Source organism: Arthrobacter sp. SO3 (assembly GCF_020532825.1).
In the GTDB taxonomy this organism is placed as follows: Bacteria; Actinomycetota; Actinomycetes; order Actinomycetales; family Micrococcaceae; genus Arthrobacter.
The window spans coordinates 1-23,201 of the sequence record NZ_MQTS01000062.1; the positions used below are offsets into that span (position 1 = coordinate 1).

24 protein-coding genes and 1 pseudogene are annotated in these 23,201 nt (G+C 67.4%); 13 read left to right on the forward strand and 12 right to left on the reverse strand.

The window, feature by feature from the left end; translation table 11 throughout:
* The 3 genes from BJQ90_RS06735 to BJQ90_RS06745 all read left to right on the forward strand — a co-directional run.
* Nucleotides 1–384 (forward strand): SSI family serine proteinase inhibitor (locus BJQ90_RS06735; RefSeq protein ID WP_226759526.1); only part of this gene is annotated, 384 nt, incomplete at its 5' end.
* A complete protein-coding gene (locus BJQ90_RS06740; RefSeq protein ID WP_413463648.1) occupies nucleotides 359–1,339 on the forward strand; it encodes a 3-methyladenine DNA glycosylase in 981 nt (326 codons plus the stop codon). The genes BJQ90_RS06735 and BJQ90_RS06740, both read left to right, overlap by 26 nt.
* Entirely contained in the window at nucleotides 1,336–1,716 is a 381-nt protein-coding gene (locus tag BJQ90_RS06745) for a serine protease inhibitor (protein WP_226759527.1), read from the forward strand. Before BJQ90_RS06740 ends, BJQ90_RS06745 begins: the two co-directional genes overlap by 4 nt.
* Nucleotides 1,717–1,855: 139 nt before the next feature.
* On the opposite strand, the gene BJQ90_RS06750 is transcribed toward BJQ90_RS06745, so the two are convergent.
* Nucleotides 1,856–5,026, reverse strand: coding sequence for a S8 family serine peptidase (locus BJQ90_RS06750; protein WP_264197029.1), 3,171 nt, complete (start codon nucleotides 5,024–5,026; stop codon nucleotides 1,856–1,858).
* A gap of 249 nt (nucleotides 5,027–5,275) precedes the next feature.
* Nucleotides 5,276–5,461: a hypothetical protein gene (locus BJQ90_RS06755; RefSeq protein ID WP_226759529.1), complete on the reverse strand. Its 186-nt coding sequence runs from the start codon at nucleotides 5,459–5,461 to the stop codon at nucleotides 5,276–5,278.
* 287 nt (nucleotides 5,462–5,748) lie between these two features.
* On the opposite strand from BJQ90_RS06755, the gene purS reads away from it, so the two are divergent.
* The 3 genes from purS to purL are packed head-to-tail and all read left to right on the forward strand — an operon-like array spanning nucleotide 5,749 to nucleotide 9,108.
* Nucleotides 5,749–6,000 carry a phosphoribosylformylglycinamidine synthase subunit PurS gene (gene purS / locus BJQ90_RS06760; protein ID WP_056427643.1) on the forward strand — a complete coding sequence of 84 codons (252 nt, stop codon included), beginning with the start codon at nucleotides 5,749–5,751 and terminating at the stop codon, nucleotides 5,998–6,000.
* Nucleotide 6,001: 1 nt separating this feature from the next.
* On the forward strand, nucleotides 6,002–6,772 hold the full coding sequence (gene purQ, locus BJQ90_RS06765; RefSeq protein WP_226759530.1) for a phosphoribosylformylglycinamidine synthase subunit PurQ: 771 nt from the start codon (nucleotides 6,002–6,004) through the stop codon (nucleotides 6,770–6,772).
* Nucleotides 6,769–9,108 (forward strand): phosphoribosylformylglycinamidine synthase subunit PurL, encoded by a 2,340-nt coding sequence (gene purL / locus BJQ90_RS06770; protein ID WP_226759531.1) that lies wholly within the window; start codon nucleotides 6,769–6,771, stop codon nucleotides 9,106–9,108. Before purQ ends, purL begins: the two co-directional genes overlap by 4 nt.
* A 91-nt stretch (nucleotides 9,109–9,199) precedes the next feature.
* Here the strand turns inward: purL and BJQ90_RS06775 are convergent, their stop codons facing one another.
* The 7 genes from BJQ90_RS06775 to BJQ90_RS06805 all read right to left on the reverse strand — a co-directional run bounded on the left by BJQ90_RS06775 (nucleotide 9,200) and on the right by BJQ90_RS06805 (nucleotide 12,878).
* Nucleotides 9,200–9,493 carry a DUF503 domain-containing protein gene (locus tag BJQ90_RS06775; protein WP_226759532.1) on the reverse strand — a complete coding sequence of 98 codons (294 nt, stop codon included), beginning with the start codon at nucleotides 9,491–9,493 and terminating at the stop codon, nucleotides 9,200–9,202.
* A gap of 13 nt (nucleotides 9,494–9,506) precedes the next feature.
* Entirely contained in the window at nucleotides 9,507–9,827 is a 321-nt protein-coding gene (locus BJQ90_RS06780; protein ID WP_226759533.1) for a putative quinol monooxygenase, read from the reverse strand.
* Between the two features lie 130 nt (nucleotides 9,828–9,957).
* Nucleotides 9,958–10,560 (reverse strand): hypothetical protein, encoded by a 603-nt coding sequence (locus tag BJQ90_RS06785; RefSeq protein WP_226759534.1) that lies wholly within the window; start codon nucleotides 10,558–10,560, stop codon nucleotides 9,958–9,960.
* Nucleotides 10,561–10,572: 12 nt separating this feature from the next.
* A complete protein-coding gene (locus BJQ90_RS22685) occupies nucleotides 10,573–10,866 on the reverse strand; it encodes a DUF1990 family protein (protein ID WP_319004610.1) in 294 nt (97 codons plus the stop codon).
* A 159-nt stretch (nucleotides 10,867–11,025) separates the two neighbouring features.
* The gene (locus BJQ90_RS06795; protein ID WP_226759535.1) at nucleotides 11,026–11,436 is read right to left on the reverse strand and encodes an MmcQ/YjbR family DNA-binding protein; all 411 of its coding nucleotides are present in this window, start codon (nucleotides 11,434–11,436) and stop codon (nucleotides 11,026–11,028) included.
* Nucleotides 11,437–11,489: 53 nt separating this feature from the next.
* Nucleotides 11,490–12,368 (reverse strand): polysaccharide deacetylase family protein, encoded by an 879-nt coding sequence (locus tag BJQ90_RS06800; protein WP_226759536.1) that lies wholly within the window; start codon nucleotides 12,366–12,368, stop codon nucleotides 11,490–11,492.
* A gap of 84 nt (nucleotides 12,369–12,452) precedes the next feature.
* Entirely contained in the window at nucleotides 12,453–12,878 is a 426-nt protein-coding gene (locus BJQ90_RS06805; RefSeq protein WP_226759537.1) for a CoA-binding protein, read from the reverse strand.
* Between the two features lie 398 nt (nucleotides 12,879–13,276).
* Here BJQ90_RS06805 and BJQ90_RS06810 point away from each other — a divergent pair, with 398 nt between their 5' ends.
* The 7 genes from BJQ90_RS06810 (at nucleotide 13,277) to BJQ90_RS06840 (ending at nucleotide 21,346) form a co-directional block, all read left to right on the forward strand.
* Nucleotides 13,277–14,128, forward strand: a complete 852-nt coding sequence (locus BJQ90_RS06810; RefSeq protein ID WP_226759538.1) for an ABC transporter ATP-binding protein — start codon at nucleotides 13,277–13,279, stop codon at nucleotides 14,126–14,128.
* Between the two features lie 124 nt (nucleotides 14,129–14,252).
* Nucleotides 14,253–15,296: an aliphatic sulfonate ABC transporter substrate-binding protein gene (locus BJQ90_RS06815; protein WP_226759539.1), complete on the forward strand. Its 1,044-nt coding sequence runs from the start codon at nucleotides 14,253–14,255 to the stop codon at nucleotides 15,294–15,296.
* Complete coding sequence (locus BJQ90_RS06820) at nucleotides 15,296–16,207, forward strand: ABC transporter permease (RefSeq protein WP_226759540.1); 912 nt, start codon at nucleotides 15,296–15,298, stop codon at nucleotides 16,205–16,207. Before BJQ90_RS06815 ends, BJQ90_RS06820 begins: the two co-directional genes overlap by 1 nt.
* Nucleotides 16,198–18,231, forward strand: coding sequence for an acetate--CoA ligase (gene acs, locus BJQ90_RS06825; RefSeq protein ID WP_226759541.1), 2,034 nt, complete (start codon nucleotides 16,198–16,200; stop codon nucleotides 18,229–18,231). Before BJQ90_RS06820 ends, acs begins: the two co-directional genes overlap by 10 nt.
* A 9-nt stretch (nucleotides 18,232–18,240) precedes the next feature.
* Nucleotides 18,241–19,449: a dimethylsulfone monooxygenase SfnG gene (sfnG, locus tag BJQ90_RS06830; RefSeq protein WP_226759542.1), complete on the forward strand. Its 1,209-nt coding sequence runs from the start codon at nucleotides 18,241–18,243 to the stop codon at nucleotides 19,447–19,449.
* Nucleotides 19,449–20,852, forward strand: coding sequence for an O-acetylhomoserine aminocarboxypropyltransferase/cysteine synthase family protein (locus tag BJQ90_RS06835; protein WP_226759543.1), 1,404 nt, complete (start codon nucleotides 19,449–19,451; stop codon nucleotides 20,850–20,852). Before sfnG ends, BJQ90_RS06835 begins: the two co-directional genes overlap by 1 nt.
* Nucleotides 20,852–21,346, forward strand: a complete 495-nt coding sequence (locus tag BJQ90_RS06840) for a CoA-binding protein (protein ID WP_226759544.1) — start codon at nucleotides 20,852–20,854, stop codon at nucleotides 21,344–21,346. The genes BJQ90_RS06835 and BJQ90_RS06840 overlap by 1 nt, the downstream gene beginning before the upstream one ends.
* Before the next feature lie 164 nt (nucleotides 21,347–21,510).
* On the opposite strand, the gene BJQ90_RS06845 is transcribed toward BJQ90_RS06840, so the two are convergent.
* The 3 genes and pseudogenes from BJQ90_RS06845 to BJQ90_RS06855 form a co-directional block, all read right to left on the reverse strand.
* Entirely contained in the window at nucleotides 21,511–22,233 is a 723-nt protein-coding gene (locus tag BJQ90_RS06845) for a hypothetical protein (RefSeq protein WP_226759545.1), read from the reverse strand.
* Nucleotides 22,230–22,778, reverse strand: coding sequence for an RNA polymerase sigma factor (locus BJQ90_RS06850; protein ID WP_226759546.1), 549 nt, complete (start codon nucleotides 22,776–22,778; stop codon nucleotides 22,230–22,232). The genes BJQ90_RS06845 and BJQ90_RS06850 overlap by 4 nt, the downstream gene beginning before the upstream one ends.
* An 87-nt stretch (nucleotides 22,779–22,865) precedes the next feature.
* Nucleotides 22,866–23,201, reverse strand: a pseudogene (locus BJQ90_RS06855) (hypothetical protein); the annotation flags it as partial.

Sequence of the window (23,201 nt, forward strand, 5' to 3'; positions counted from 1 at the left end):
CCCTCCCCATCTGCCGCACCGGTGACCTCCGGCCCCGGACAGGGCAACGCCGAACTGGCCATCATGGTCAAACCGTCCGAGACCGGGACCCCGGCGAACTTCACTCTCGTGTGCGTGGACGGCGTCCCGGCCGCCGAGAGCCAGCACCCCGACGCCGCCGCCGGCTGCACCGCCCTGAAGAACAACGCGGCGCTCCTCAGCCCCGGCCCGCGCCCCGCGGACCAGGCCTGCACCCAGCAGTACGGCGGGCCCCAGCAGGCCACGGTCACCGGCGTCGTGGACGGCCACGCCGTCGACGCGGCCTTCAGCCTGCGCGACGGCTGCGAGATCGCCGCCTGGAACGCCGCCAAGGACGTCCTTGGCTCCACCGGCGGAGCTGTCTAAGCTGCAGCACCTGCCTCAGGAAGACTGGCTGCCGCGCCAGGCCGATCATCAGGCGCGCGTCCGGCGCTACGCGGATCCGTACCTCGCCCGCCGGTCCGCCGGCCAGAAGCACCCTGTCGAGGACTTCCTCTTCACCTACTACACCCAAAAACCGGGCCAGCTGCTGCGGTGGCACCCGGGCGCCGGCGTCGTGATCTCCGGTCCCGCCGCAGCGGAACGTAACGGCTGGAAGTACTACCGCACGCCCGACGACGGCGAACTCGCCTTGGCGGGCCTGGCGCCGGGCACACCGGCCGTCACGGTCGACACCGCGGCCTTCGTCCGGGACCGCCGGGATGCACTGCAGTTCGCCGGGATCATCCTGGCCGGAACGGCGGCGCGGCCGGCGCAGTTCGGCTGCTTCGGACTGCACGAATGGGCCATGGTCTACCGGCAGGACAAATTCGATCTCCGGCACGAGTACCTCCAGCTGCGGCTCGGCTCCGAACGGACCGACGAGGTGGTCCAGGAGAACCGGATTCGCTGCTCGCACTTCGATGCCTTCCGTTTTTACACTCCTGACGCCGTGACGCTCAACAGCCTGCAGCCAAGCCGGGAGAACCAGCGGACGATGGAGCAGCCCGGCTGCCTGCACGCCAACATGGACCTGTACAAGTGGGCCTACAAGCTTGCCCCGCTGCTGCCCAGCGAGCTCGTGATGGATTGCTTCGAACTCTCCTGGCGGATCAGGGCCATGGACATGCAGGCGTCCCCCTATGACCTGAACGAGTGGGGGTATCCCGCCATCCTGATCGAAACGCCAGAGGGTAAGGCCCAGTACGTTGAATACCAGCGGTCTTTTGCCGCCGAATCGCAGGAACTGCGGCAGCGGCTGCTGCGGGAGCTCACGCCCCTGCTCGAGTCGACGGGTTCCGGCCCTGACCCTGCCACCGAACGCACGGAAGGACCGCAATGACAGCCACTGACCACCGTCACAGCCGGCACGAAATCGATCTCACCGTCCGGCTAACCGAGGCCCCGGGTGCACCCGAATACGTGTTTCAGCTGACGGCAAGCGGCGGCACCCTGGCCGAGGGGTGCACGCTCCCGGATTCCGCCGCGGCCCTCGCGTCCGTCACGCAGCATGGGGAGGCCATTTTCTTCCCCCAGCCCGGTCCGCCAAAAATGTGCACCCAGCAGTACGGCGGTCCGCAGGTGGCCGTGGTGACTGGCTGGTTTCTGGGCCGGGAAGTCAATAGCCGGTTCAGCCGCACCGACGGCTGCGAGATCGCCCGCTGGCGCGCCATGGCACCGCTGCTGGGCGGCGTTGCTGGTTCCACGGGTGCGATCTGACCCCGGCACCCCGGAAACCGGTTCCTCACTCCCCAGCTTCCTGAAAGGGCAGACTTAAAAGGCAATGGCCGGCGGTGGAAACCGCCGGTCATTGCCTTTTAAGGGTTGGAGCTTTGCCTGCTAGGGGTTGGAACGGCGCCTAGATGGCGTTGTCGGGGCGCTCCAGCTCCCGATTCTGGACCTTGGACTGCCCTGCCGGGCCCTCCGTTGTCGGCGCCACTGAGGCGGTGCCGTCAGCGTTCACGAGGACACTGACGAAGGTCGGCTCGCTGGCACCGGCAAAGGTGATCCGTCCGATGTAGGAGCCGGGCTTGAGGCCGGTCCAGTTCAGCGTGACCTTGCCCGTTTCACCGTTCGGCAGCACCAGCGGGTTCGGCGTGAGCGTCGCATTGTTCTCGTTCGCGCCCAGGATCGCGGCATCGACACTTGCCTTGCGGGCCTTGCCGTCCGGGCTGGAGTACAGGTTCGCGTAGATCGTGTACTCGCCCGGGGCCGGGTTCGCGATCGACAGCGACTCACTGGACGACGATGTCGCCACCTGCTCGACGCCCGTGGGGGTGACGACATACATGTCGAAGTCCGAGTCCGGGTCCGAGGAGAAGACCGAGAACTTGGCCAGCGGAGCGCCCGCCGGAACCGTGACCGTCTTGACGAAGGTCGAGGCATCGGCTTCGCCCGCGAACGGCCCCGGGATCAGCTCCACGGCAGTGGAATCCGCCTTGGACAGGCCGTCCAGGGTCATGCTGATCGGCTTGTCGGTGCCGGAGACAACGCTGATGTCGCCCGAGCCGGTACCGGAAGTGGTGCTGAAGAAGACGTCCTTCGCGGCCACGGCGGACTGCGGACGGACTGCGATCGGCGAGGTGACGGTCTTGCCTGCACCCTCCCAGCTCAGCGAACCCATGGCGAACTGGCCCAGGGCAGCATTCTTGTTCTCAAAGGTCACCTTGAAGGTCTTTTTCTCGCCGGCTGCCTTGAAGTTCAGGGCGGCAGGAGCCACATTGACCTTGATTCCGGGCACATCGGCTTTGACCTTGTAGACGCCCGGGGTCAGCGCCGTGACCGTTCGGGTGACCTCGATCTTGCCGGTGAGGTTGCCCAGCGAGAAGGACGCGACGTTCATGTCCCGCGGCAGGGTGCTGGACGGCAGGCCCAGGTTGACACCGGTGCCCTGGATGAACTTCTTGTAGTCCTGCAGATTGGCGTCATAGACGAGTCCCGGATCCACCATCCCTGCCGGATCGACCTGGCCGGCGCCGGTAGCGAGGACGTCGGTGTTCTTGGAGCCGTCGGCGTTCACAACATTTCCTGCCGTGGTCATCATGGCGGACTTGACCATTGCCGGGGACCACTTCGGGTTCTTGCCCAGGAGCAGCGCCCCGAAGCCGGCAACGTGGGGCGATGCCATCGACGTACCGGACATGAAGCCGAACTTGGCACCGCCGGAACCGATCGGCGACACACCGGCCAGGACGGCAACACCCGGAGCGGCGACGTCAGGTTTCAGCAGATCCGACTCGGTGGCCAGCAGCGGCCCCCGGGATGAGAAGCCGGCAATCTGGGGCTGCGCCTCGAGCGGGAGTCCCGTGGTGTCTTTGTTGACCAGGGAAACCTTGATATCCGGGGTGGCCGTCACTTTGGCCTTGATGGCCTCGGTGGCCGGCGGGTTCACGTGGACGGTCGGGACAGAGTGCTGGTCGGTGTCCAGCGAGGAGGTGCTCAGGTTCACCAGGATCATGCCGACGCCGCCGCCACGGGCAACCTCGGCACTCTTGGCGACGCGGTCAAATACGCCGCGGTCACAGACGACGACCTTGCTGGCGACCTTGGCGGGGTCCAGTGTGCCTGGGCCACAAAGCGCCGCGTTCCGGTCACCGGCGGTGACGGCCGCGTTGGCAGCCAGCACGACACCGGCATCCTTGACCTCTTTGTTCATGATGCTGGCGCCGCGGAACTTGGCGCCGTCGGCGAATTCAACTGTGCCCTGGAGCTCCTGGGAGAAGCTGCTGGCCGCAACGGTGGTGACCCACGGTGCGCCGTGGTTGACGGTGCTGGCCGTCGGGCCGGAGTTGCCGGCGGAGGCGGCGACGAAGATGCCCGCTGAGGCAGCGTTCAGGAACGCAATCGAGACCGGGTCGATAACGGACGTCGCAGAACCGGAGATCGAGTAGTTCAGCACGTCCACCCCGTCCTTGATGGCCCGGTCGACGGCGGCAACGGACGAGGAGCTGTAGCAGCCGCCCGTGTTGGGATCGGTGTCTTCCCAGCAGACCTTATACACGGAGAGCTTCGCGGCCGGCGCTATGCCGCTGGTGAGGCCGAAACTGCGCCCATCGACGAACGTCTCGACGTTGGCGTTGCCCGCGGCGGTGCTTGCGGTGTGGGTGCCATGACTGGCGACATCGACCGGGGAGAGCACTTCCTCCGGAGCGCGGTCGGCCGGGGGGACATAACGCAGGAAGTCCTCAGCGAAGTAGTGCGCGCTCAGGACCTTGGAGTTGCAGGCAGAGCCGTCGAAGCTCGCGCCTGTTCCGGTGCCCTTCTGGCACTCCCCGGTGAAGAGGCCGCCGTCGGACTTGAGCATCGCAATCTTGCCGTCCTCCGTCCGGTACGGCACACCGACGACAGGCTGGCCGACGAGGGGCTTGACCTCTTCCCCGGCGAAGAACGCGCTGTCCGGGGTGTAGCCGGTGTCGATCACACCGACGACGACGCCCTTGCCGGCTCCATCCTGGCCGCCGAACTTGGTGTTCCAGGTGCCGTTGGCTCCGCTGAGCTTCAGGAAGTCGGTGCTGGAGTAGTCCGGAGCGTTTTCCGTGTCAGGGGCAACCGCCAGCACACCGGGATCCTTGGCCAGCTTGATGGCCTGGTCCGCAGTGAGGTTCGCGCTGAAGCCGTTGAGGGCCGCCGTGAACTGCCGGTTGATCTGGACGTTCTGCTGGCCCGCTACCTCGGCCTGCTTCTTTTCGAGGTGCGCCTCGTACTGCTGGACTTCGGCCCGATTGGCGTCCAGCTTCTTGCCCGATTCCGGCTTGGTTGGCGCCAGTCCGGGCGTGCCGCCCTCGTACGTGGCCGCCGGATCCTCGGTCAGGACAACGATGTAGCGGCCGTCCTTGTAGCTGTTCGGATCCAGATTCTTCTGCGCCACTCCCGCGACGGCGGAACCCGCAGCGGGCGCTGCTGTGGCCGGCTGGAGCGCGACCGTTGTCAAGAGCAGCGGCAAGCCCAGGGTCAGTGCCACGGCCCTCCGGAGTCCCCCGCTTCGAAGGAAGCTCTTTCCTGGTGAATTCACGTGTGTTGAACCTTTCATAAGGAACGGTCCCGACCTTGCTGCCGGGTCAAAGACTGGCAGGACATAAAAGCTGAGACTCTCACGGCCCCGACGGATACCAGCCGATTCATACAGTACAGACTGAGAGCCAGTTATGACATAGAACACAAAGAGGAAATCAAAATTTGTCAATCAATTCGACAGCACCTTATGGACCGGCGGCGCCGGAGGGGCGCGGACGGCCCTGTCGGGTCAGCCGATCTGGGGGAGCCGGACGGCCCCTGCCCGCTACTGGCGGGGTGTCCTGACAACTTCGCTGATCCAGGCCCGGGTCTTTGCATCGAGGGGCCCGGCCACGTTGCTTTCCCTGGCCTTCCGGTCCGCCATGACCTTCTGCAGGACCATGCGCCCGAGGCCGGCGAAAACGGCAGCAGCAACAACGGGCAAAAGCACGGATTTCGATTTCTCAGCCATATGCACATGCTACTGACGGGGCACCGCAGTGACCATAGCGTCGTCGCAGGTCACAGGGGTGACAGGTCCTGTCACGGAGACGCTGTCCCGGCGTCCCGCCCCGGCGCCCGGGCGGGCAACCGTTCACACTCCCAGCCCGAATGCGGCCGGACGCACCGTGGCCGGTAGAATGGGCGTGCAAGCTCGCGGAGCGCCCCTTCACGTTGTCCTCACCACACAGCGGACCGGCGTGAGACGGCACCACTCCGCTGCGCCCTTACCCAATGCTCACGCACAGGAGTTGCCGGATGCCCCGGATCGTTGTCGACGTCATGCCCAAGCCCGAGATTCTCGACCCGCAGGGGAAGGCCATCGTGGGTGCACTCCCCCGGCTGGGCTTCACCGCTTTTAGCGCTGTCCGCCAGGGCAAGCGCTTTGAACTCACCGTCGACGGCGAGGTGACCGAGGAGATCCTGGCCCAGGCCCGGAACGCCGCAGAGACCCTGCTGTCCAACCCGGTCATCGAGGACGTCGTCAACGTCGAGGTCGTAGAGGCCTGAGATGACTGAACTCCCCCTGATCGGCGAAGCCATCGCCGTCGCCGCAGACGCTGCTGGTGCTCGCAGGCTCGCCGGTGCAAAGATCGGCGTCATCACGTTCCCCGGAACCCTGGACGACCGTGACGCCGCCCGCGCGGTCCGCCTGGCCGGCGCCACACCGGTTGAACTGTGGCACGCCGACACCACCCTCGGCGACGTTGACGCCGTCGTGATTCCCGGCGGTTTCTCCTACGGTGATTATCTGCGTGCGGGCGCTATCGCCCGGTTCGCGCCACTGATGTCCAAGATCATCGATGCCGCCAACTCGGACGCCAGGCTGCCCGTCCTGGGCATCTGCAACGGCTTCCAGATCCTCACCGAATCCCACCTGCTGCCCGGCTCGATGGTCAAGAATGATCACCTGAAATTCATGTGCCGCGACCAGGTCCTGTGTGTGGAGAACAACACCACCGCCTGGACCCGCGACTACGCCGCCGGCCAGGAGATCACCGTGCCGCTGAAGAACCAGGACGGCCAGTACATCGCGGACGAGAAGACCCTCGATGCCCTGGAGTCGGAGGGCCGCGTGGTGTTCCGCTATGTCGGTTTCAACCCGAACGGCTCCCGCCGCGACATCGCCGGCATCTCCAACCCCGCGGGCAACGTCGTGGGCCTCATGCCGCACCCGGAGCACGCGGTGGAAGCAGGGTTCGGCCCCGAAATCGGCTCCGGCACCGAGGGCCTGGGCTTCTTCACCTCTGTCCTGAACAAAATCGTGGGAGACAACAAATGACGGAGACGTCGACTGGCCGGACGGCAGGCACCGCCACCGAGACCAAGAAGTTCAACATCGACACCGTTGCGAACGCGGCCAAGACCCCGGACGTCGACCTCCCCTGGGCCGAGCTGGGCCTGAAGCAGAACGAGTTCGATGAGGTCGTCAAGGTCCTGGGCCGCCGCCCGACCGGCGCCGAACTCGCCATGTACTCCGTGATGTGGAGCGAGCACTGCTCCTACAAGTCCTCGAAGAACCACCTCCGCCAGTTCGGCGACAAGGTGACCGACGAGATGAAAAAGGACATGCTCGTGGGCATCGGCGAAAACGCCGGTGTCACGAACCTGGGCGACGGCTGGGCCGTGACGTTCAAGATCGAGTCCCACAACTCGCCGTCGTTCGTGGAGCCCTACCAGGGTGCCGCGACCGGCATCGGCGGCATCGTCCGCGACATCATCTCAATGGGCGCCCGCCCGGTGGCTGTGATGGATCCGCTGCGATTCGGCGCGATCGACCACCCGGACACGGCCCGCGTCATGCACGGCGCCGTGGCCGGCATCGGCGGCTACGGGAACTCCCTGGGCCTGCCGAACATCGGCGGCGAAATGGTCTTCGATTCCGTGTACCAGGGCAACCCGCTGGTCAACGCCCTCGCCGTCGGCGTGATGCGGCACGAGGACATCCGCCTCGCCAACGCCTCCGGCAAGGGCAACAAGGTGGTGCTCTTCGGCGCCCGTACCGGCGGCGACGGCATCGGCGGCGCCTCCGTGCTGGCCTCCGAGTCCTTCGACGACACCAAACCGTCCAAGCGCCCCGCCGTCCAGGTGGGCGACCCCTTCGCCGAGAAGGTCCTGATCGAGTGCTGCCTCGAGCTGTTCAAGGGCTCCCTCGTCGAGGGCATCCAGGACCTCGGCGCCGCGGGCATCTCCTGCGCCACGTCCGAGCTCGCCTCCAACGGCGACGGCGGCATGGAAGTCGAGCTGACCTCCGTCCTGCTCCGCGACCCCACCCTGACCCCGGGCGAGATCCTGATGTCCGAGTCACAGGAACGCATGATGGCCGTCGTCACCCCCGAGAACGTCGCCGCGTTTGAAGCGGTCATGGACAAGTGGGCTGTGGAGTACTCCTGGCTGGGCGAGGTGACCGATACCGGCCGCCTGATCATCACGTGGGAAGGCGAGGTCATCGTCGACGTCGATCCGCGCACCGTCGCCCACGACGGCCCGGTCTACGACCGCCCGTACGCCCGCCCCGAATGGCAGGACGCCGTCCAGGCCGATGCCTTCACCGGGTCCGTGCAGGACGCCGGCCGCCCGTCCGCCCCCGCGGACCTGGCCGCCGCCATCACCGAACTCGTCGCCTCACCGAACATGTGTGACAAATCCTGGATCACCAACCAGTACGACCGCTACGTCGGCGGCAACACCGCCCTGGCGTTCCCGGACGACGCCGGAGTGGTCCGGGTGGACGAGGAGACCGGGCTGGGAGTGGCCCTCGCCACCGATGCCAACGGCCGCTACACCTACCTGGATCCGTACCACGGCGCGCAGCTGGCACTGGCCGAGGCCTACCGCAACGTCGCCACCTCCGGTGCCGTGCCGATGGCCGTCAGCGACTGCCTGAATTTCGGCTCCCCCGAGGATCCCGACGTCATGTGGCAGCTGGCCGAGGCCATCCGCGGCCTGTCCGACGCCTGCATGGTGCTGGGCATCCCGGTCACCGGCGGCAACGTCTCGCTGTACAACCAGACCGGCAGCGTCCCCATCCACCCCTCCCCCGTGGTGGCAGTACTGGGCAAGTTCGACGACGTCGCCCGCCGCACGCCGTCGGGCTGGAAGGAAGACGGCCAGGCCATCTACCTGCTCGGCACGACGGCAGCGGAACTGGACGGTTCGGAATGGTCCAACATGCGCGGACACCTCGGCGGGCTGCCGCCCAAGGTTGATCTCGCCGCCGAACGCGCCCTGGGCGAGATCCTGATCAACGCCTCCCGCGACGGCATGGTGGACTCCGCGCACGACCTCTCCGAAGGCGGCCTCGCGGCGGCCCTCGTGGAGTCCTCGCTGCGCTACGGCACGGGTGCCCGGATTGCACTCCAGGATGTCCTGGACCGCGACGGCGTGGACCTGTTCACCGCGCTGTTCTCCGAGACGCAGGGCCGTGCCCTTGTGGCCGTGCCGCGCTCCGAGGAGATCCGCTTCACGGACATGTGCACCGCCCGCGGCTTCCCGCACCTGCGGATCGGCGTCGTGGACGCGGAGGGCGGCACGCTGGAGATCACCGGCGTCGAGACCATGAACCTCGACGCGCTCCGCGAAGCCCACGAGGCCACCCTGCCGAAGTACTTCGGCTAGCACCACCCCCACCAATCAACGCGGGGTCATATGGCGCCCATAAATCCCCTCGGGATGGGCGCTAAGTGACCCCGCGTTGCTTGTTGGTGGGCTAGTCGTCGCTGCGGACTTCTCGCTGGCGGGCGCTGAGCAGTTCCAGTTCGGGGCGCGCGGCCATGAAGCGGTCGACGGCGGCCAGCACCTCGATCAGGTGCGCCCGGTCCGCCGCGACCAGCCCGACGCCGATCTCGGTGCGGCGGTACTGATCCTGGTAGCCTGCCTCGGTCACGGAAACGTCGAAGCGGCGCTTGAGTTCTGCAAGCACCGGACGCACCACGGAGCGTTTCTCCTTCAGGCTGTGGACGTCGCCAAGGAGCACATCGAACTCAATCCAGCCGATCCACATGGCGCCAACCCTCCTACGCGATGGTGAGTTCGCCCATCCGGTCCCAGCCGTCGCCGTCGAGCTGGCGGCTGATGATCCGGGGGGTCTCCAGCAGCGCCTGCGGCATGTCCGCCATGGCCTGCTTGAAGTGTGCACTGTTGACATGGTCCCCGGCCGCGTCGTCCTGGAACGCCTCGACGAGGACGAACTCGTTGGGATCCTCCACGCTGCGGGACCAGTCGAACCAGAGGTTGCCCGGTTCCTTCCGGGTGGCCTGGGTGAAGTCCTCCACGAGGCCGAGCCAACGCTCCGACCAGTCGGGCTTGACCTTGAATTTGACGACAATGAAGATCATGGGAGTGTGCCTTTCGTGGTGGCGGGATGGTCTTCCATTCTTGCAACAGGACAACGCGGGGTCACATCCGGCCCATTCCCGGGGCCGTTACGGGCCGTAAGTGACCCCGCGTTGCAGTTGTGGGGCGGGGTCAGCAGGCCTGGATGGCTTCCCGGGCGAGTTCCTGCTGCCGCGGGGTGCCGACGCGTTCGGCCCACTGCTCCGCGAGCTGGAACTCCACCATCGCCTCCGTGCAGCGGGCGGCATCATGCAGCGTCCAGCCCAGATTGTTGTGCAGTGCCACCAGCCACCGTTTGGTCCGGTCATCGTGCACCGTGGAGGCGTACTCCAGGGCGCTGCGGGTCCAGGTCTCGGCGTGGGCTGGGTCGGCCAGGCGGAGCATGTGAAGGGCGTCCACGGCCAGGAATTCCTCGCCCAGGTGGTCCGCGAGTTCGGCGGCCTGTTCAAAGAGCGGCACGGCCATCTCCGCGTGGCCCCCGGAATTCAGCACCCGCCCGCGTTCCAGCAGAACCCGGACCGCCACGGTGGGCTCGTCGCCGTCGACCGCGTCCAGCAGCGCGTCGGCTTCCTCATACCGGCCCTGCAGGCCGATGGCCCGGCCCAGCTGGGTGGCGAGCTCCGCCCGCTCGTCGGCGTCGTAGGCCGGATCGTTGGACGCTTCCCGGAAGCGGGTCTCCGAAAGCGCGGGGTCATCGAAGTCCCATAGTCGGTCAAGGGTCTGTTGATCCAGCATTTCTGCCTGCTCTCAGTTCACCGCTGCGGCCAGTTCCTGTGCACTCTTAATGTAGCCGGAAGTGATGTGCTGCCGCGCCCGCCGCGTCAGGGCGCCGCCCGCGGCGTAGAACCAGTTGGACGGCACGCCGAAGGCAGTGATGCGGACGGTAACCCGGCCAGCGGCGTCGATGAAAACCTCGAAGGCCTCCTCGCCGCGGACCGGGTGCCCGGGGAGGGTCCCGTAGCCGAAACCCGCGGATTGCGGAGCCCCGCCCGGCAGCGGGCGGCGGACCCAGACGACCTCGCAGGGTGCATGGATCCGGATGCTGCCAGGCCAGCATCCCCTGCGCCACCCGCCGGTATGCGGCCATGCCCTCGCCCACGTAGGCGTGGGTGACCTGGCAGTCGGCGTCCCCGGGCGGCGGGCCGTGCTCCGTGGAACCGATCCAGTGGTAGTTCAGCTCGCCGGCCGCGATCCGGGCGGTCATGCCCGGCCGCCCTCGGCCAGCCGCGCCCAGCCCAGCTGCTCCTGCTGGCGGCGGTTCAGCGACGCCACCACGAGGTCGTAGGAGTCCTCCACCATGTCGCGCACCATCGAATCGGGCAGCGACCCGTCCAGGCGCACCCCGTTCCAGTGCTTCTTGTTCAGATGCCACGCTCCGGTGATCCCGAGGTGGGCGGCGCGCAGTTGCTCGGCCAGGGCGGGCTCGCATTTCAGGCTGACCGAGAAGTCGGCCTCCTCCATGGCGGAGAGAGCGAACATCCGGGCCACGTGGCGGGTTCCGCCGGACACCGCGGCCCGCACCTTGAAAACCGACGTCTCCGGCCCGAACGGGAAGTCCTCGAAGGCGCCGGGAAAGCCGAGGCAGAGATCCCGGAGTGCGGCTACATCCATGGTCCGAGCCTACTTTCATCCGCCGACTTTCGCAGACCTGCACCGGGGGCGGCTCAGGCGACGCCGAGGAAATCCTCAAGCAGCACGACTTCAAGGCCGGCGGCCAGCTGGGCGGCGCGGAAGGCGGCGAGGTCGGCGGCGAACTCGGGCCGGAAGTGCATCAGCACGATGTCCCCCGGGCGCAACGCCTTGCCGTACTGGTAGTCCATCTTGCCGGCGTTCGACTTGGCTTCCCACGTGATGATCGCCTTCAGCCCCGCCGCGGCGACTGCCTGCCGCATGGCGGTGGAATAGGCGCCGCCGGGCGGACGAAACAGTGTGGGGCTGCGTCCGAACTGCTGCCGGGCATAATCCTGCATGCCGTTGATTTCCGCGAGCTGCTGCTGGTACCCCATTTGACTGACCATGTTGACGTTGTGGCTGACCGTGTGGTTCTCCACCAGGCTCCCCTGGGCGGCGAACTGCCTGAAGAAGCCCGGATCCGCCTGGACGAAGTTCCGGGTGAGGAAGATGGACGCGGGAAAGTCATAGTCGGCCATGAGCCCCACCATCTCCGGGGTCCTCGTGACGCCGTCATCAATGGTCAGGAACACGACAGGGTGTTTCGTCTCAATCCTGGTAAGGACGGGCGCGAGTCCGTGCTGTATCGGTGGCAGCTTGAAATCGGGAATGAAGCCATGCCGGATGCTCTTGCTGCCCGGACGCCGCAGTGCCGCGGGCACCGCCGGACCCGGGACGTTCGAACGCCCCGCGCTCAGCGCCGCGGACAGCGGCCCCCCGGAACGCGAGGCGGGCGTGGCCTCTGCAGACTCCGGCGTGGATTCCGGGGCAGAACAGGCGCCCAAGGTTGCCGCCAGGGAGGCACCGAGAAGTCCCAACGCCGCCCGGCGCCCCGGATGGGCAGGCAACGCAGGCTGGTGCTCTTTACTCATGGTGGTCCTGGGCTCGAAAGAGGTTTGTCGGCAGAAGACTAGCAGGGCAAAATGTCCGCATCCTGCCGCTGATCCACACCGTGGTCAGAGGCCGAAGCGCCTGGCGTCCTGCGCCGGGCAGGCGTTCATGATGACGTCGAGGCCGGCCGCTTTCGCCCGGGCCGCCGCGGCCTCATCGATCACGCCCAACTGCATCCAGACAGCCTTCGCACCAACGGCGATTGCCTGGTCCACCACGGCCCCCACCTTCTGGGAGTTCACAAAGCAGTCGACGACGTCGATCGGCTGCTTCCCGGCCGGGATGGCGGCCAGCGTGGCATAGCCGGTTTCACCGTGAACGGGGTCGCCGGGCAGGTTCACCGGGATGATCTCCATCCCGAGCCGGTCCCGGATGAACAGTGACGTGTCGTAGGCGGCACGCCATTGGTTCGTGGACAAGCCGACAATGGCCCACCGCCCCTTGGTGCGCATGAGCCGTTCGAGGACTGCCGGATCGTTGACGTGGGCCATGTGCACAGCCTAACCGTCCCGGCCGGTTTGGAGACGCCGGCCACGCGCACCCGCGGCGGCCACCCGGCGCGCCCGCGTCGGCCGCACGCGGACCGGGTCGCCAGGCTCCCGATTTCGAACAATTGACCGCCGTCCGGCCCGCAGGCGGGGCAGAGCCGAATATTACGCAGCAAAACCCCTGCATTTGGGAAAAAGCACCGATTCCGATTTAGTGGGAAGCGACCATCCCGAGCGGCCGAGAGACCTGGATCGATGAAGCCGCAGCAACCCTGGTCGCCGTCGTCCGCCCCTGGATGCCGGCGATAGCAAGGTATTGAGCCAAGGGGACCACCGGACTGACCACCCGGTTCAAAGGCTCATTCCGTAGGGTGCTACTGCCAGGACCGATGGAGTGCCCTATGACTGCTGTCCTGTCCTCCTCCGCGCCTGAGACGTCCCTGGACGCCGACGCCGGAGCCACCACCCGCACACCGGCGCTGGCGGTTGCCTTCCGCTCCCTGCGTCGCACCTTCGGCACCGGCGCAGCGGCCCACACCGTCCTGCGCGACGTTGACTTCGAGATCCGCGCCGGGGAGGTCCTGGCCATCCTGGGCACCTCCGGCTGCGGCAAGTCCACGCTGCTCCGCGCCACGGCCGGACTCGATTCCCCCACCGCGGGCAGCGTTGACATCGACGGCACACCGGTCCAGGGGATTGACTCCCGCTGTGCCTTCGCCTTCCAGGAACCGCGCCTCCTGCCGTGGCACACCCTGCAGGCCAACATCGCGATCGGCCTGCCCACCGGCATCAGCGCCAGGGACGGCAAGGCGAAGGTGGGCCGCCTCCTCGAACTCGTGGGCCTCACGGACTTCGCCAAGCACCGCCCCCGCGAAATTTCCGGAGGCATGGCCCAGCGCGCCTCGCTGGCCCGGGCGCTCGCCCGCAACCCCGGCGTCCTGCTCCTGGATGAGCCGTTCGGCGCGCTCGACGCGCTGACCCGTATCAAGATGCAGGACCTGCTGCTGGACATCCACCGCGCCGAGCCCACCACGGTGCTGCTGGTGACGCACGACGTCGACGAGGCCCTCCAGCTTGCCGACCGCATCATCATCCTCGGCAAGGAAGCCAACGCCGGCGAAGGAGCAGCGCCGGGCGCGACGATCGTCCGCACCGTCCACGTGCCCGGCGGGCGCCCCCGGGACCGCGGTTCCGTGGAACTCGCCCGAATGCGGGCCTCGCTCCTGGAGACCCTCGGCGTCGACAGCCGCTAGCCGCCACGCCACCCGGGTTCCCCCGGATTTCCCCGGCCGGGAACGCGCAGCCGCTGCGCCCGCCGGCCTGCTCCACCCTTTCCCACCGCCGTTCGCCTTTCACCCGATGTCCCAGAGGATCCCCATGTCATTCGCCCGCAAAGCCACCCGCCGGACCGTTATCGGCGCCGCCGCTGTCTCCGCCGCCCTGGTCCTCACGGGCTGCGTCGCAGGAGAAGGTTCCGGCGGGTCCCCCGCTGCGAACACCGCCGTCGAGAGCGGCACACTGAACATCGACTTCGCCACCTACAACCCGCTGAGCTTGGTCATCAAGAAGAAGGGCTGGCTGGAGGCCTCGCTCAAGGACCAGGGCGTCACCGTGAACTGGGTGCAGTCCGCCGGCTCCAACAAGGCCAACGAGGCGCTGCGCTCCGGCGCGGTCGACGTCGGCTCCACGGCCGGATCTGCTGCGCTGCTTGCCCGCGCCAACGGCTCGCCGATCAAAACGATCGACATCTACTCCCAACCGGAGTGGGCGGCCCTCGTGGCCAAAGCCTCCTCGGGAATCACTACCGTGGCCGACCTGAAGGGAAAGTCCGTGGCCGCAACCAAAGGCACCGACCCCTACTTCTTCCTGTTGCAGTCCCTCTCCGAGGCCGGGATCTCCGCCAAGGACGTCACGGTGCAGAACCTGCAGCACGCGGACGGCCGGGCCGCGCTGGAAAACGGTTCGGTGGATGCGTGGTCCGGGCTGGACCCGATCATGGCGGGCGCAGAGCAGAAGGGCGCCAAGCTCTTCTACCGGAACCTTTCCTTCAACACCTACGGCTTCCTGAACGCCACGGAATCCTTCCTGAAGAACAAGCCGAAGCAGGCGCAGGAGGTCGTCAACGCCTATGAGAAAGCCCGCGCCTGGGCCGCGGCGAACCCGGACGAGACGGCACAGATCCTCGCCGACGCCGCCGGCCTGGACCTCGCCGTCGCGAAGACCGTGGTGCTGGAGCGCAGCAACCTGAACGTGGATCCGGCGCCGGGCGAGGCCCAGCGCAAGGTTCTGGCGAAGATCGGCCCCACGTTTGTGGAGACCGGCGACGTAGCCAGCCAGAAGCAGATCGACGACGCCGTTGCCACCATTCTTGATGACTCGCTGGTGAAGAAGGCGGATGCGTCCGCCATCAAGGATTCCTGATGACACAGCTCAGGAATTCGGCCTTCACCGGCACTAATGTTGCGGACGGGCGCGCTGCAGCCGTCCCTGCAACTCCAGCAGACGCCGCCCAGCCGGGCCCGCCCCTCACGGGTGCGGGCGGTCCCCCGGCGAACGGATGGTCCCCCGCCGGGATCCTGGCCAACGGCTGGGCGCGTCTGCTCCTTGGATTGATCATTCCTGCTGCGGTTCTTGCCGCCTGGCAGCTGTCCACGGCGGCCGGGGTGTTCAGCGTTGTCCAGCTTCCGCCGCCGGCCATGGTGCTGGACGCAGCCGTCGACCTGCTCCAGCGCGGCCAGCTCGGCCAGCACATCGGGATCTCCACCCAGCGTGTGCTGATCGGCTTCGCCGCCGGCGCGGCCCTGGGCCTGGTGTTCGGATCCCTGGTGGGCCTGTCCAAATTCGCGGACGCCCTGCTCGCGCCGACCATCGGCGCCCTCCGCGCCGTCCCGTCGCTGGCCTGGGTGCCGCTGCTCATTCTCTGGATGAAGATCGGCGAGGATTCCAAGATCACCCTGATCCTGATCGGTGCCTTCTTCCCCGTGTTCACCACCGTCTCCCTGGCCCTGCGCCATGTGGACCGGAACCTGGTGGAGGCGGCACGCGCGTTTGGGCTCAAGGGCGTGAAGCTGCTGACCACGGTGCAGCTCCCGGCGGTGGTGCCGGCAGTCTTCTCCGGGCTCCGTCTGGCGCTGGCCCAGGCCTGGCTGTTCCTCGTGGCCGCGGAACTCATCGCCTCCTCGATGGGGCTCGGCTTCCTGCTCACGGACTCGCAGAACAACGGCCGCACGGACCGGCTCCTGCTGGCGATCGTGCTGCTCGCGGTCATCGGAAAAATCACAGACGCCCTGCTGGGCCTCGCAGAGAAATGGGCGGTGAAACGATGGGCATAACCACACAGACAGCCCCGGCCAACCCGCCGGCCACCGAAGAGGAACGCCTCTCCTTCTGGGAGGAAGCTGCGCTCCGGCTCGACTGGGAGGGCGTGCCCGGGCAGGACAAACCGTGGCATACCACCCACCGCCGTGTCCCGGCCGACCCCGACGCCGGGCTCGGCCCGGACATCACCTGGTTCGAGGGCGGCAGGCTCAACGTCGCCTACAACTGCGTCGATCGCCACGTGGCGGCGGGCCGCGGGGACCGGGTGGCCCTGCACTTCGAAGGCGAACCGGGTGACCGCCGCACCCTCACTTACAAGGACCTGCAGCGCGAGGTCTCCCGGGCCGCCAACGCCCTGCTGGGCCTCGGCATCACCAAGGGCGACCGGGTGGTCATCTACCTTCCCGTCATCCCGGAAACCGTGATCATCACCCTGGCCGTGGCCCGGATCGGCGCGATCCACTCGCTCGTCTTCGGCGGCTTCTCCGCTGAAGCGCTCAAGTTCCGGGTGGAGGACACCCGCGCCAAACTGCTCGTCACCACCGACGGCCAGTTCCGCCGCGGCGTCGCTGTGCCGGTCAAGGACAACGCGGACGCCGCCGTCGCCGGGGAGAACGCGATTGAGCATGTCCTGGTGGTCAACCGCACCACCGCACCGGAACTCCTGGACACCGTCCCGATGACCGAGGGCCGCGACGTCTGGTGGCATGACACCGTCGGGCCGGCCTCCGCGCACCACACACCGGAAGCCTTCGACGCCGAGACCCCGCTGTTCATCATGTACACCTCCGGCACCACCGGGAAGCCCAAGGGCCTGGTCCACACCTCCGGCGGCTACCTCACGCAGGCGTCCTGGAGCTTCGAGCACCTCTTCAGCAACCCGGACCCGGCGCTCCGGGACCAGGATGTGCACTGGTGCACGGCCGACCTCGCCTGGGTTACCGCCCACACCTACGAGCTGTACGGCCCACTCTCCAACGGAGCCACCCAGGTGATCTTCGAAGGCACCCCCAACACCCCGCACCCGGGCCGGCACTTCGAAATCATCGAACGCTACGGCGTCACTCAGTACTACACTGCGCCCACCCTGGTCCGTTCGCTGATGGGCTGGTTCCCGGACGGCGTCCCGGCCAGCTACGACCTCTCCTCCATCCGGCTGCTGGGCACCGTCGGCGAGGCCGTTAACCCCGAGGCCTGGCGCTGGCTCCGCGAGAACGTCGGAGCCGGCACGGCCCCCGTGGTGGACACCTGGTGGCAGTCCGAAACCGGCGCCACCATTCTCTCCCCCGCCCCCACCGACTCGGAGTTCAAGCCCGGCTGCGCGGCCCGGCCGCTGCCCGGCGTCAGCACCCGGATCGTGGACGACGCCGGCAACACTGTGCCGCCGGGCGTCCAGGGCTTCATCGTGGTGGACGCCCCCGGCCCGGCCATCGCCCGGACCGTCTGGGGCAACCCGCAACGCTACTTCGAGTCGTACTGGCGCAAGTACGCCGAGCAGGGCTGGTTCCTCGCCGGTGACGGCGCCAAGTACGACGACGACGGCGACGTCTGGATCCTCGGGCGGGTGGATGACACCCTCAACGTCTCCGGACACCTGCTCTCCACGATCGAGATCGAGTCGGCCCTCGTCTCGCACCCGGACGTCGTGGAAGCCGGAGTCTGCCCGGTCGCGGACGCCAAGACAGGCCACGCCATCGTCGCGTTCGTCGTGCTTCGGGAACCGGCGGCAATCCCCTCCCGCCGCTTAGACACACTCGCTCGTTCCTCGCTCGCGCGATGCGCGGCTACGGAGGAGATTACCGCCGATTTGAGGGCTTGGGTCGGCGACAAGATCGGACCGATCGCCAAGCCGCGCGACGTCGTCGTCGTTCCTGATGTGCCGAAGACGCGCAGCGGCAAGATCATGCGCCGGCTGCTGACCCAACTGTTCGAAGGAACCACCCTTGGCGACACGACCTCGCTCCAGAACGAGCCGTCCATTGCCGCCATCCAGTCCGTCCTGCGGGAACGCAGTGACAACCGAAATATCCAGAAGTAAGGAACTCCCATGACTGACATCAGCAACGTCGCCCGTCTTTCCGAACCGCTCAAGTTCGCCTACTGGGTTCCCAACGTCTCCGGCGGCCTGGTGGTCTCCACCATCGAACAGCGCACCGGCTGGGACTTTGACTACAACAAGAAACTGGCCCGGATCGCGGAGAACTCCGGCTTCGAATACGCCCTGACCCAGACCCGCTACGCCGCATCCTACGGCGCGGACAAACAGCACGAGGCCACCTCGTTCAGCCTGGCGCTGCTGGCCGCCACCGAGCGGCTCAAAGTGATCTCCGCCGTGCATCCGGGCATGTGGCACCCCGGTGTGCTGGCGAAGTACATCATCACCGCCGACCACATCTCCAACGGCCGCGCCGCCGTCAACATCGTCTCCGGCTGGCTCAAGGACGAGTTCACCAACTTCGGTCTCGAATGGCTCGAACACGATGAGCGCTACGTCCGCACCGAGGAATTCATCAAGGTCCTCCGCGGGCTGTGGACCGAGCAGGAATACAGCCAGTCAGGCAAGTATTACAACATCAACAACTTCACCCTGAACCCTGCCCCGGTGGACGTCCCGGGCCGGGCACACCCGGAGATCTTCTTCGGCGGGAACTCCACGGCGGCGCAGGCCACGGCCGGCCGGGTCGCGGACTGGTACTTCTCCAACGGCAAGGACCTCGAAGGCTTCAAGGAGAACATCGCCGGCGTCATCGCCGCTGCCGGCGCAACCGGCCGCGGCACCGAGGCTGCGCTCCCCTCTCCCAAGTTCGGCCTGAACGGCTTCGTGATCGCCCGCGATTCCGAGAAGGAAGCCCGCGACACCCTCCGCGAGATCGTGGCGAAGGCGCACAAGCCCGCCGTGGAGGGTTTCCGCGACGCCGTCCAGGAAGCCGGGCCGTCCACGAAGGACGGGAAGGGCATGTGGGCCGACTCAAGCTTCGAGGACCTGGTCCAGTACAACGACGGCTTCAAGACCCAGCTGATCGGCACGCCGGAGCAGATCGCCGAGAGGATCGTGGAATACAAGAAGATCGGCGTGAACCTGTTCCTCACCGGCTACCTGCACTTCCAGGAGGAAGTCGCCGCGTTCGGCCAGGACATCCTGCCGATTGTCCGGGAACTCGAAGCGGACCTCGCACGCAGGAACGGCACGGAACTGGACCTGTCCGGCACCGCCGCGGCTTCGGCCAGCTCAACCACCGGGCTGGTGAACGCGTAATGGCCGACCGCAGATTCGGATTCCGCACCCGCGCCCTGCACGCCGGCGGCACCCCCGATGCCGAGCACGGCGCCCGCGCCGTGCCGATCTACCAGACCACGTCCTTCGTGTTCAAGGACACCCAGGACGCCGCCAACCTCTTCGCGCTGCAGAAGTACGGCAACATCTACTCCCGGATCGGCAACCCCACGGTCGCCGCGTTCGAGGAACGCATTGCTTCCCTCGAGGGCGGCATCGGCGCGGTGGCCACCGCCTCAGGCATGGCCGCGGAGTTCATCACCTTCGCTGCGCTCACCCAGTCCGGCGACCACATCGTCGCTGCCTCACAGCTCTACGGCGGCACTGTCACACAGCTGGACGTCACGCTGCGCCGCTTCGGGGTGGACACCACTTTCGTTCCCGGCACCGACCCGGCCGACTACGCCGCGGCGGTCCGGGAGAACACCAAAGCGATTTTCGTCGAGGTGGTGGCCAACCCGTCCTCGGAAGTCCAGGACCTTGAGGGGCTGGCAAAGGTAGCGCACGACGCCGGCATCCCCCTCGTCGTCGACGCCACCTTGAGCACGCCCTACCTCGTGCGGCCGATCGAGCACGGGGCCGACATCGTGGTCCACTCGGCCACCAAGTTCCTCGGCGGGCACGGCACCACCCTCGGCGGCGTCATTGTCGAAAGCGGCCGCTTCAACTGGGGCAACGGCAAGTTCCCCACCATGACCGAACCGGTCGCCTCCTACGGCAACGTCTCCTGGTGGGAAAACTTTGGTGAATACGGCTTCCTGACCAAGCTCCGCTGTGAGCAGTTGCGCGACATCGGGCCTGCACTGTCGCCGATGTCCGCCTTCCAGCTGCTGCAGGGCGTCGAGACGCTCCCGCAGCGCCTGGACGAACACCTCAAGAACGCCCAGGCCGTCGCGGAATGGCTTGAGGCAGACGAGCGGGTGGCCTACGTGAACTTTTCCGGGCTGCCCTCGCACCCGCACTTTGAGCGGGCCAAGAAGTACCTGCCGCTGGGGCCGGGTTCGGTGTTCTCCTTCGGGGTGAAGGGAGGACGCGCCGCCGGGCAGAAGTTCATCGAGTCCCTGCAGCTGGCCTCGCATCTGGCCAACGTCGGCGACTCACGGACCCTCGTGATCCACCCCGGCTCCACGACCCACCAGCAGCTCGGCCCCGAACAGCTCGAGTCCGCCGGCATCCCCGAGGACCTGATCCGGATCTCGATCGGGCTGGAAGACATCGAGGACATCCTCTGGGACCTGGACCAGGCCCTGGACGTGGCGTCGGAAGACGAGGCCGACGGTGTATCCGCGGAAGCGGCGCATCGCGCCGCCGAGGAACGAGGCGGTGTGTCTAAGCCGCGAGCGGATGCACTGTCGGCCGACACCTGCACGATCGGAGCGAACTGATGACCATCGAAGAGCGCACCTGGACCGGCCCGTCGGCGCCGGAGCGGCTGAACCTGCTGCGGCAGGCGAAGTCGATCGCGATTGTTGGTGCCTCAGACAAGCCGTCCCGGGCCAGCTACTTTGTGGCGACGTACCTGCAGTCCTCCACACGCTACAAGGTGTATTTTGTGAACCCCGTGGTGAAGGAGATCCTGGGCGAACCGACCTACGCGTCGCTGGCAGACCTGCCGGAGAGCCCCGACATCGTGGACGTGTTCCGCAAGCACGATGACCTGCCGGGTGTCCTGGAAGAAGCCATCGCGGCCGGCGCCAAGACGCTGTGGCTGCAGTTGGGCTCCTGGCACGAGGATGTCGCGAAGGAAGCGGAAGCCGCCGGACTCGACGTCGTGATGGATCGCTGCGTGAAGATTGAGCATGCCCGCTTCCATGGCGGCCTGCACCTGGCCGGCTTCGACACAGGGGTCATTTCCTCCAAGCGGCAGGTCCTGGCCTAGCGCGTCCGCCGGGTCCGGACGCCGAATTCGCGGGTAACGTACGGGCTCAGAGTCCGTGCGCCCGCGGAATGGACTACGGCTGCCCGCACGGCCCCGGCGTCGACCGCCTACAACCCGGACGGCCCACGGCATCCCGCGGGCTGGCCGGACTAGGGCTGGCCGGACTAGGGCTGGCCGGGGAGTGCCGGGAGCACGCCGGGAAGAGTCGGCTCCGTGGGAAGACCCTTGTCCCCTCCAGGGCTGGGGAGCGCGGAGGTGCCTGGTGCGACCGGGCGGTGGGGCGGCGTCGGAAGGACTTCGACATGGCCAACAGCAGGCGGAGTGGCAGGAGTGCCCGGCTTAGCAGGTGCCGCAGCAGCGGCTCCGGGAGCCCCCGGAGCTTGACCCAGCGGCGGAGTGGGGGCGCCCGTTGCGTTCGACGTCGGCGCGGGGGCTGCCGGGACGTCCGCCGGTGACGGGAGGGCAGGCGTCGGGGCCGTATCGGGCATCTTGCCGGCGGGCTGGAAGATGGTGCCCACAGAATGGCTGAAAGTCTCGCGGAAATCCCCGCTGGAGGCCGCCACGGCGCCCGCACCAAGAGTCATTGCACCCAGCACGGCGCCACCGACGATTGCGAGCCTGCGCTTCCGGCCGCGGCGCTCGGCCAGGCTCGTGACGCCGGCCGGAAGTGTTTCGTCGACGAAATCCGGCGCGGAGGCGGCTGCGGAACCGCGGCTGCTGGCGGCCAGCAGCGCCGCGAGGTCGGCGCGGGGCGCGGGGGCCTCGCCAGGGACCAGGGCGCGGAGCTCTTCGAGTGAGCTGCGGAGCTCGGCGGCTGCTTCGAGGCCGGAATCACGGAGCATCGCCTGGATGCCGCCATCCTGCTGGGGTTCGCGGGTTCCGGTCATGATGCTGCGTGGTCCTTTTCGGTGACGAGTTCGCGCAGGGCAGTGAGCCCGCGTCGTTGAAGCTGTTTGATGGCACCCGGCGACTTGTCCATGATGCGGGCCACCTGTTCGATGGATAGGTCCGCGACGATCCGCAGGACCAGTACTTCCCGCTGCTCCTCATTGAGCCGGGAAAGGGAATCTGTCACGCCGCCCAGCGAGCCGAGGACCTCATCCTCGGCGGAAGGGGCGTAACGGGTGTCATCACGGGGGTCGTATTCGGCCAGGTACGGCGTGCGTTCTGCCCGGCGGCGATGGTCGACCAGCCGCGCGTGGGCGACGGAGAAAATGAAGGTCTGCAAACCGGTGGGGCCGCCGGTGACCTTGGCCAGTTTCGGCAGGACATTGACGAAGACGTCCTGGGTGAGCGCCTCGGCGTCGTCCACCCCGCGGGCCCGGAAGTAGCCGAGCACCGCGGGTGCAATGGCCGTGTAGACAGCGCCAAATCCTGACGGCTCGCCAGCGAAGGCTGCTGACAATTCGTCATCGGTTAGCTGTTCTGCCAAGAGGCTGTCCTTCCGGTTACTGCTGGGGTGCGGCCTGGGCAAGTCCAGTGGCCGCACCCCGGGTGCCTCCGAGGAGGCCTTCACTGCCTACTTGCTGAGCTCAGGCTTCTCGTCCGACGGCAGGGCCGGAACGGCAGGGGTAGCCGGAACGGCAGGGGTAGCCGGAACGGCAGGGACATTCTTGGCGCCGGGGACGGCGGGGATAGCGACGGTCGCACCGGCGTGCGCCTTGGCCTCGGCAGCGCCCTTGGCGTTGGCGGCACCGTCGACGGAGGCGCCATCCTTGTCAGCCTTGACGGAGCCCTCGGCAGATCCTTCCGTGCCCTCAACGCTGACGTCGCCCTCGGCGGAGTCGTCAACGGACGGGGATGCCGGTACGGCGGGGACGGCCGGCTGGGAGGGAAGGGCGGGAGTCGCCGGGAC

Coding starts and splice junctions, on each gene's coding strand:
- BJQ90_RS06745 (WP_226759527.1), top strand. CDS start 1,336: ATGACAGCCACTGACCACCGTCACAGCCGGCACGAAATCGATCTCACC.
- BJQ90_RS06750 (WP_264197029.1), bottom strand. CDS start 5,026: ATGAAAGGTTCAACACACGTGAATTCACCAGGAAAGAGCTTCCTTCGA.
- BJQ90_RS06755 (WP_226759529.1), bottom strand. CDS start 5,461: ATGGCTGAGAAATCGAAATCCGTGCTTTTGCCCGTTGTTGCTGCTGCC.
- purS (WP_056427643.1), top strand. CDS start 5,749: ATGCCCCGGATCGTTGTCGACGTCATGCCCAAGCCCGAGATTCTCGAC.
- purQ (WP_226759530.1), top strand. CDS start 6,002: ATGACTGAACTCCCCCTGATCGGCGAAGCCATCGCCGTCGCCGCAGAC.
- purL (WP_226759531.1), top strand. CDS start 6,769: ATGACGGAGACGTCGACTGGCCGGACGGCAGGCACCGCCACCGAGACC.
- BJQ90_RS06775 (WP_226759532.1), bottom strand. CDS start 9,493: ATGTGGATCGGCTGGATTGAGTTCGATGTGCTCCTTGGCGACGTCCAC.
- BJQ90_RS06780 (WP_226759533.1), bottom strand. CDS start 9,827: ATGATCTTCATTGTCGTCAAATTCAAGGTCAAGCCCGACTGGTCGGAG.
- BJQ90_RS06785 (WP_226759534.1), bottom strand. CDS start 10,560: ATGCTGGATCAACAGACCCTTGACCGACTATGGGACTTCGATGACCCC.
- BJQ90_RS06795 (WP_226759535.1), bottom strand. CDS start 11,436: ATGGATGTAGCCGCACTCCGGGATCTCTGCCTCGGCTTTCCCGGCGCC.
- BJQ90_RS06800 (WP_226759536.1), bottom strand. CDS start 12,368: ATGAGTAAAGAGCACCAGCCTGCGTTGCCTGCCCATCCGGGGCGCCGG.
- BJQ90_RS06805 (WP_226759537.1), bottom strand. CDS start 12,878: ATGGCCCACGTCAACGATCCGGCAGTCCTCGAACGGCTCATGCGCACC.
- BJQ90_RS06810 (WP_226759538.1), top strand. CDS start 13,277: ATGACTGCTGTCCTGTCCTCCTCCGCGCCTGAGACGTCCCTGGACGCC.
- BJQ90_RS06815 (WP_226759539.1), top strand. CDS start 14,253: ATGTCATTCGCCCGCAAAGCCACCCGCCGGACCGTTATCGGCGCCGCC.
- BJQ90_RS06820 (WP_226759540.1), top strand. CDS start 15,296: ATGACACAGCTCAGGAATTCGGCCTTCACCGGCACTAATGTTGCGGAC.
- acs (WP_226759541.1), top strand. CDS start 16,198: ATGGGCATAACCACACAGACAGCCCCGGCCAACCCGCCGGCCACCGAA.
- sfnG (WP_226759542.1), top strand. CDS start 18,241: ATGACTGACATCAGCAACGTCGCCCGTCTTTCCGAACCGCTCAAGTTC.
- BJQ90_RS06835 (WP_226759543.1), top strand. CDS start 19,449: ATGGCCGACCGCAGATTCGGATTCCGCACCCGCGCCCTGCACGCCGGC.
- BJQ90_RS06840 (WP_226759544.1), top strand. CDS start 20,852: ATGACCATCGAAGAGCGCACCTGGACCGGCCCGTCGGCGCCGGAGCGG.
- BJQ90_RS06845 (WP_226759545.1), bottom strand. CDS start 22,233: ATGACCGGAACCCGCGAACCCCAGCAGGATGGCGGCATCCAGGCGATG.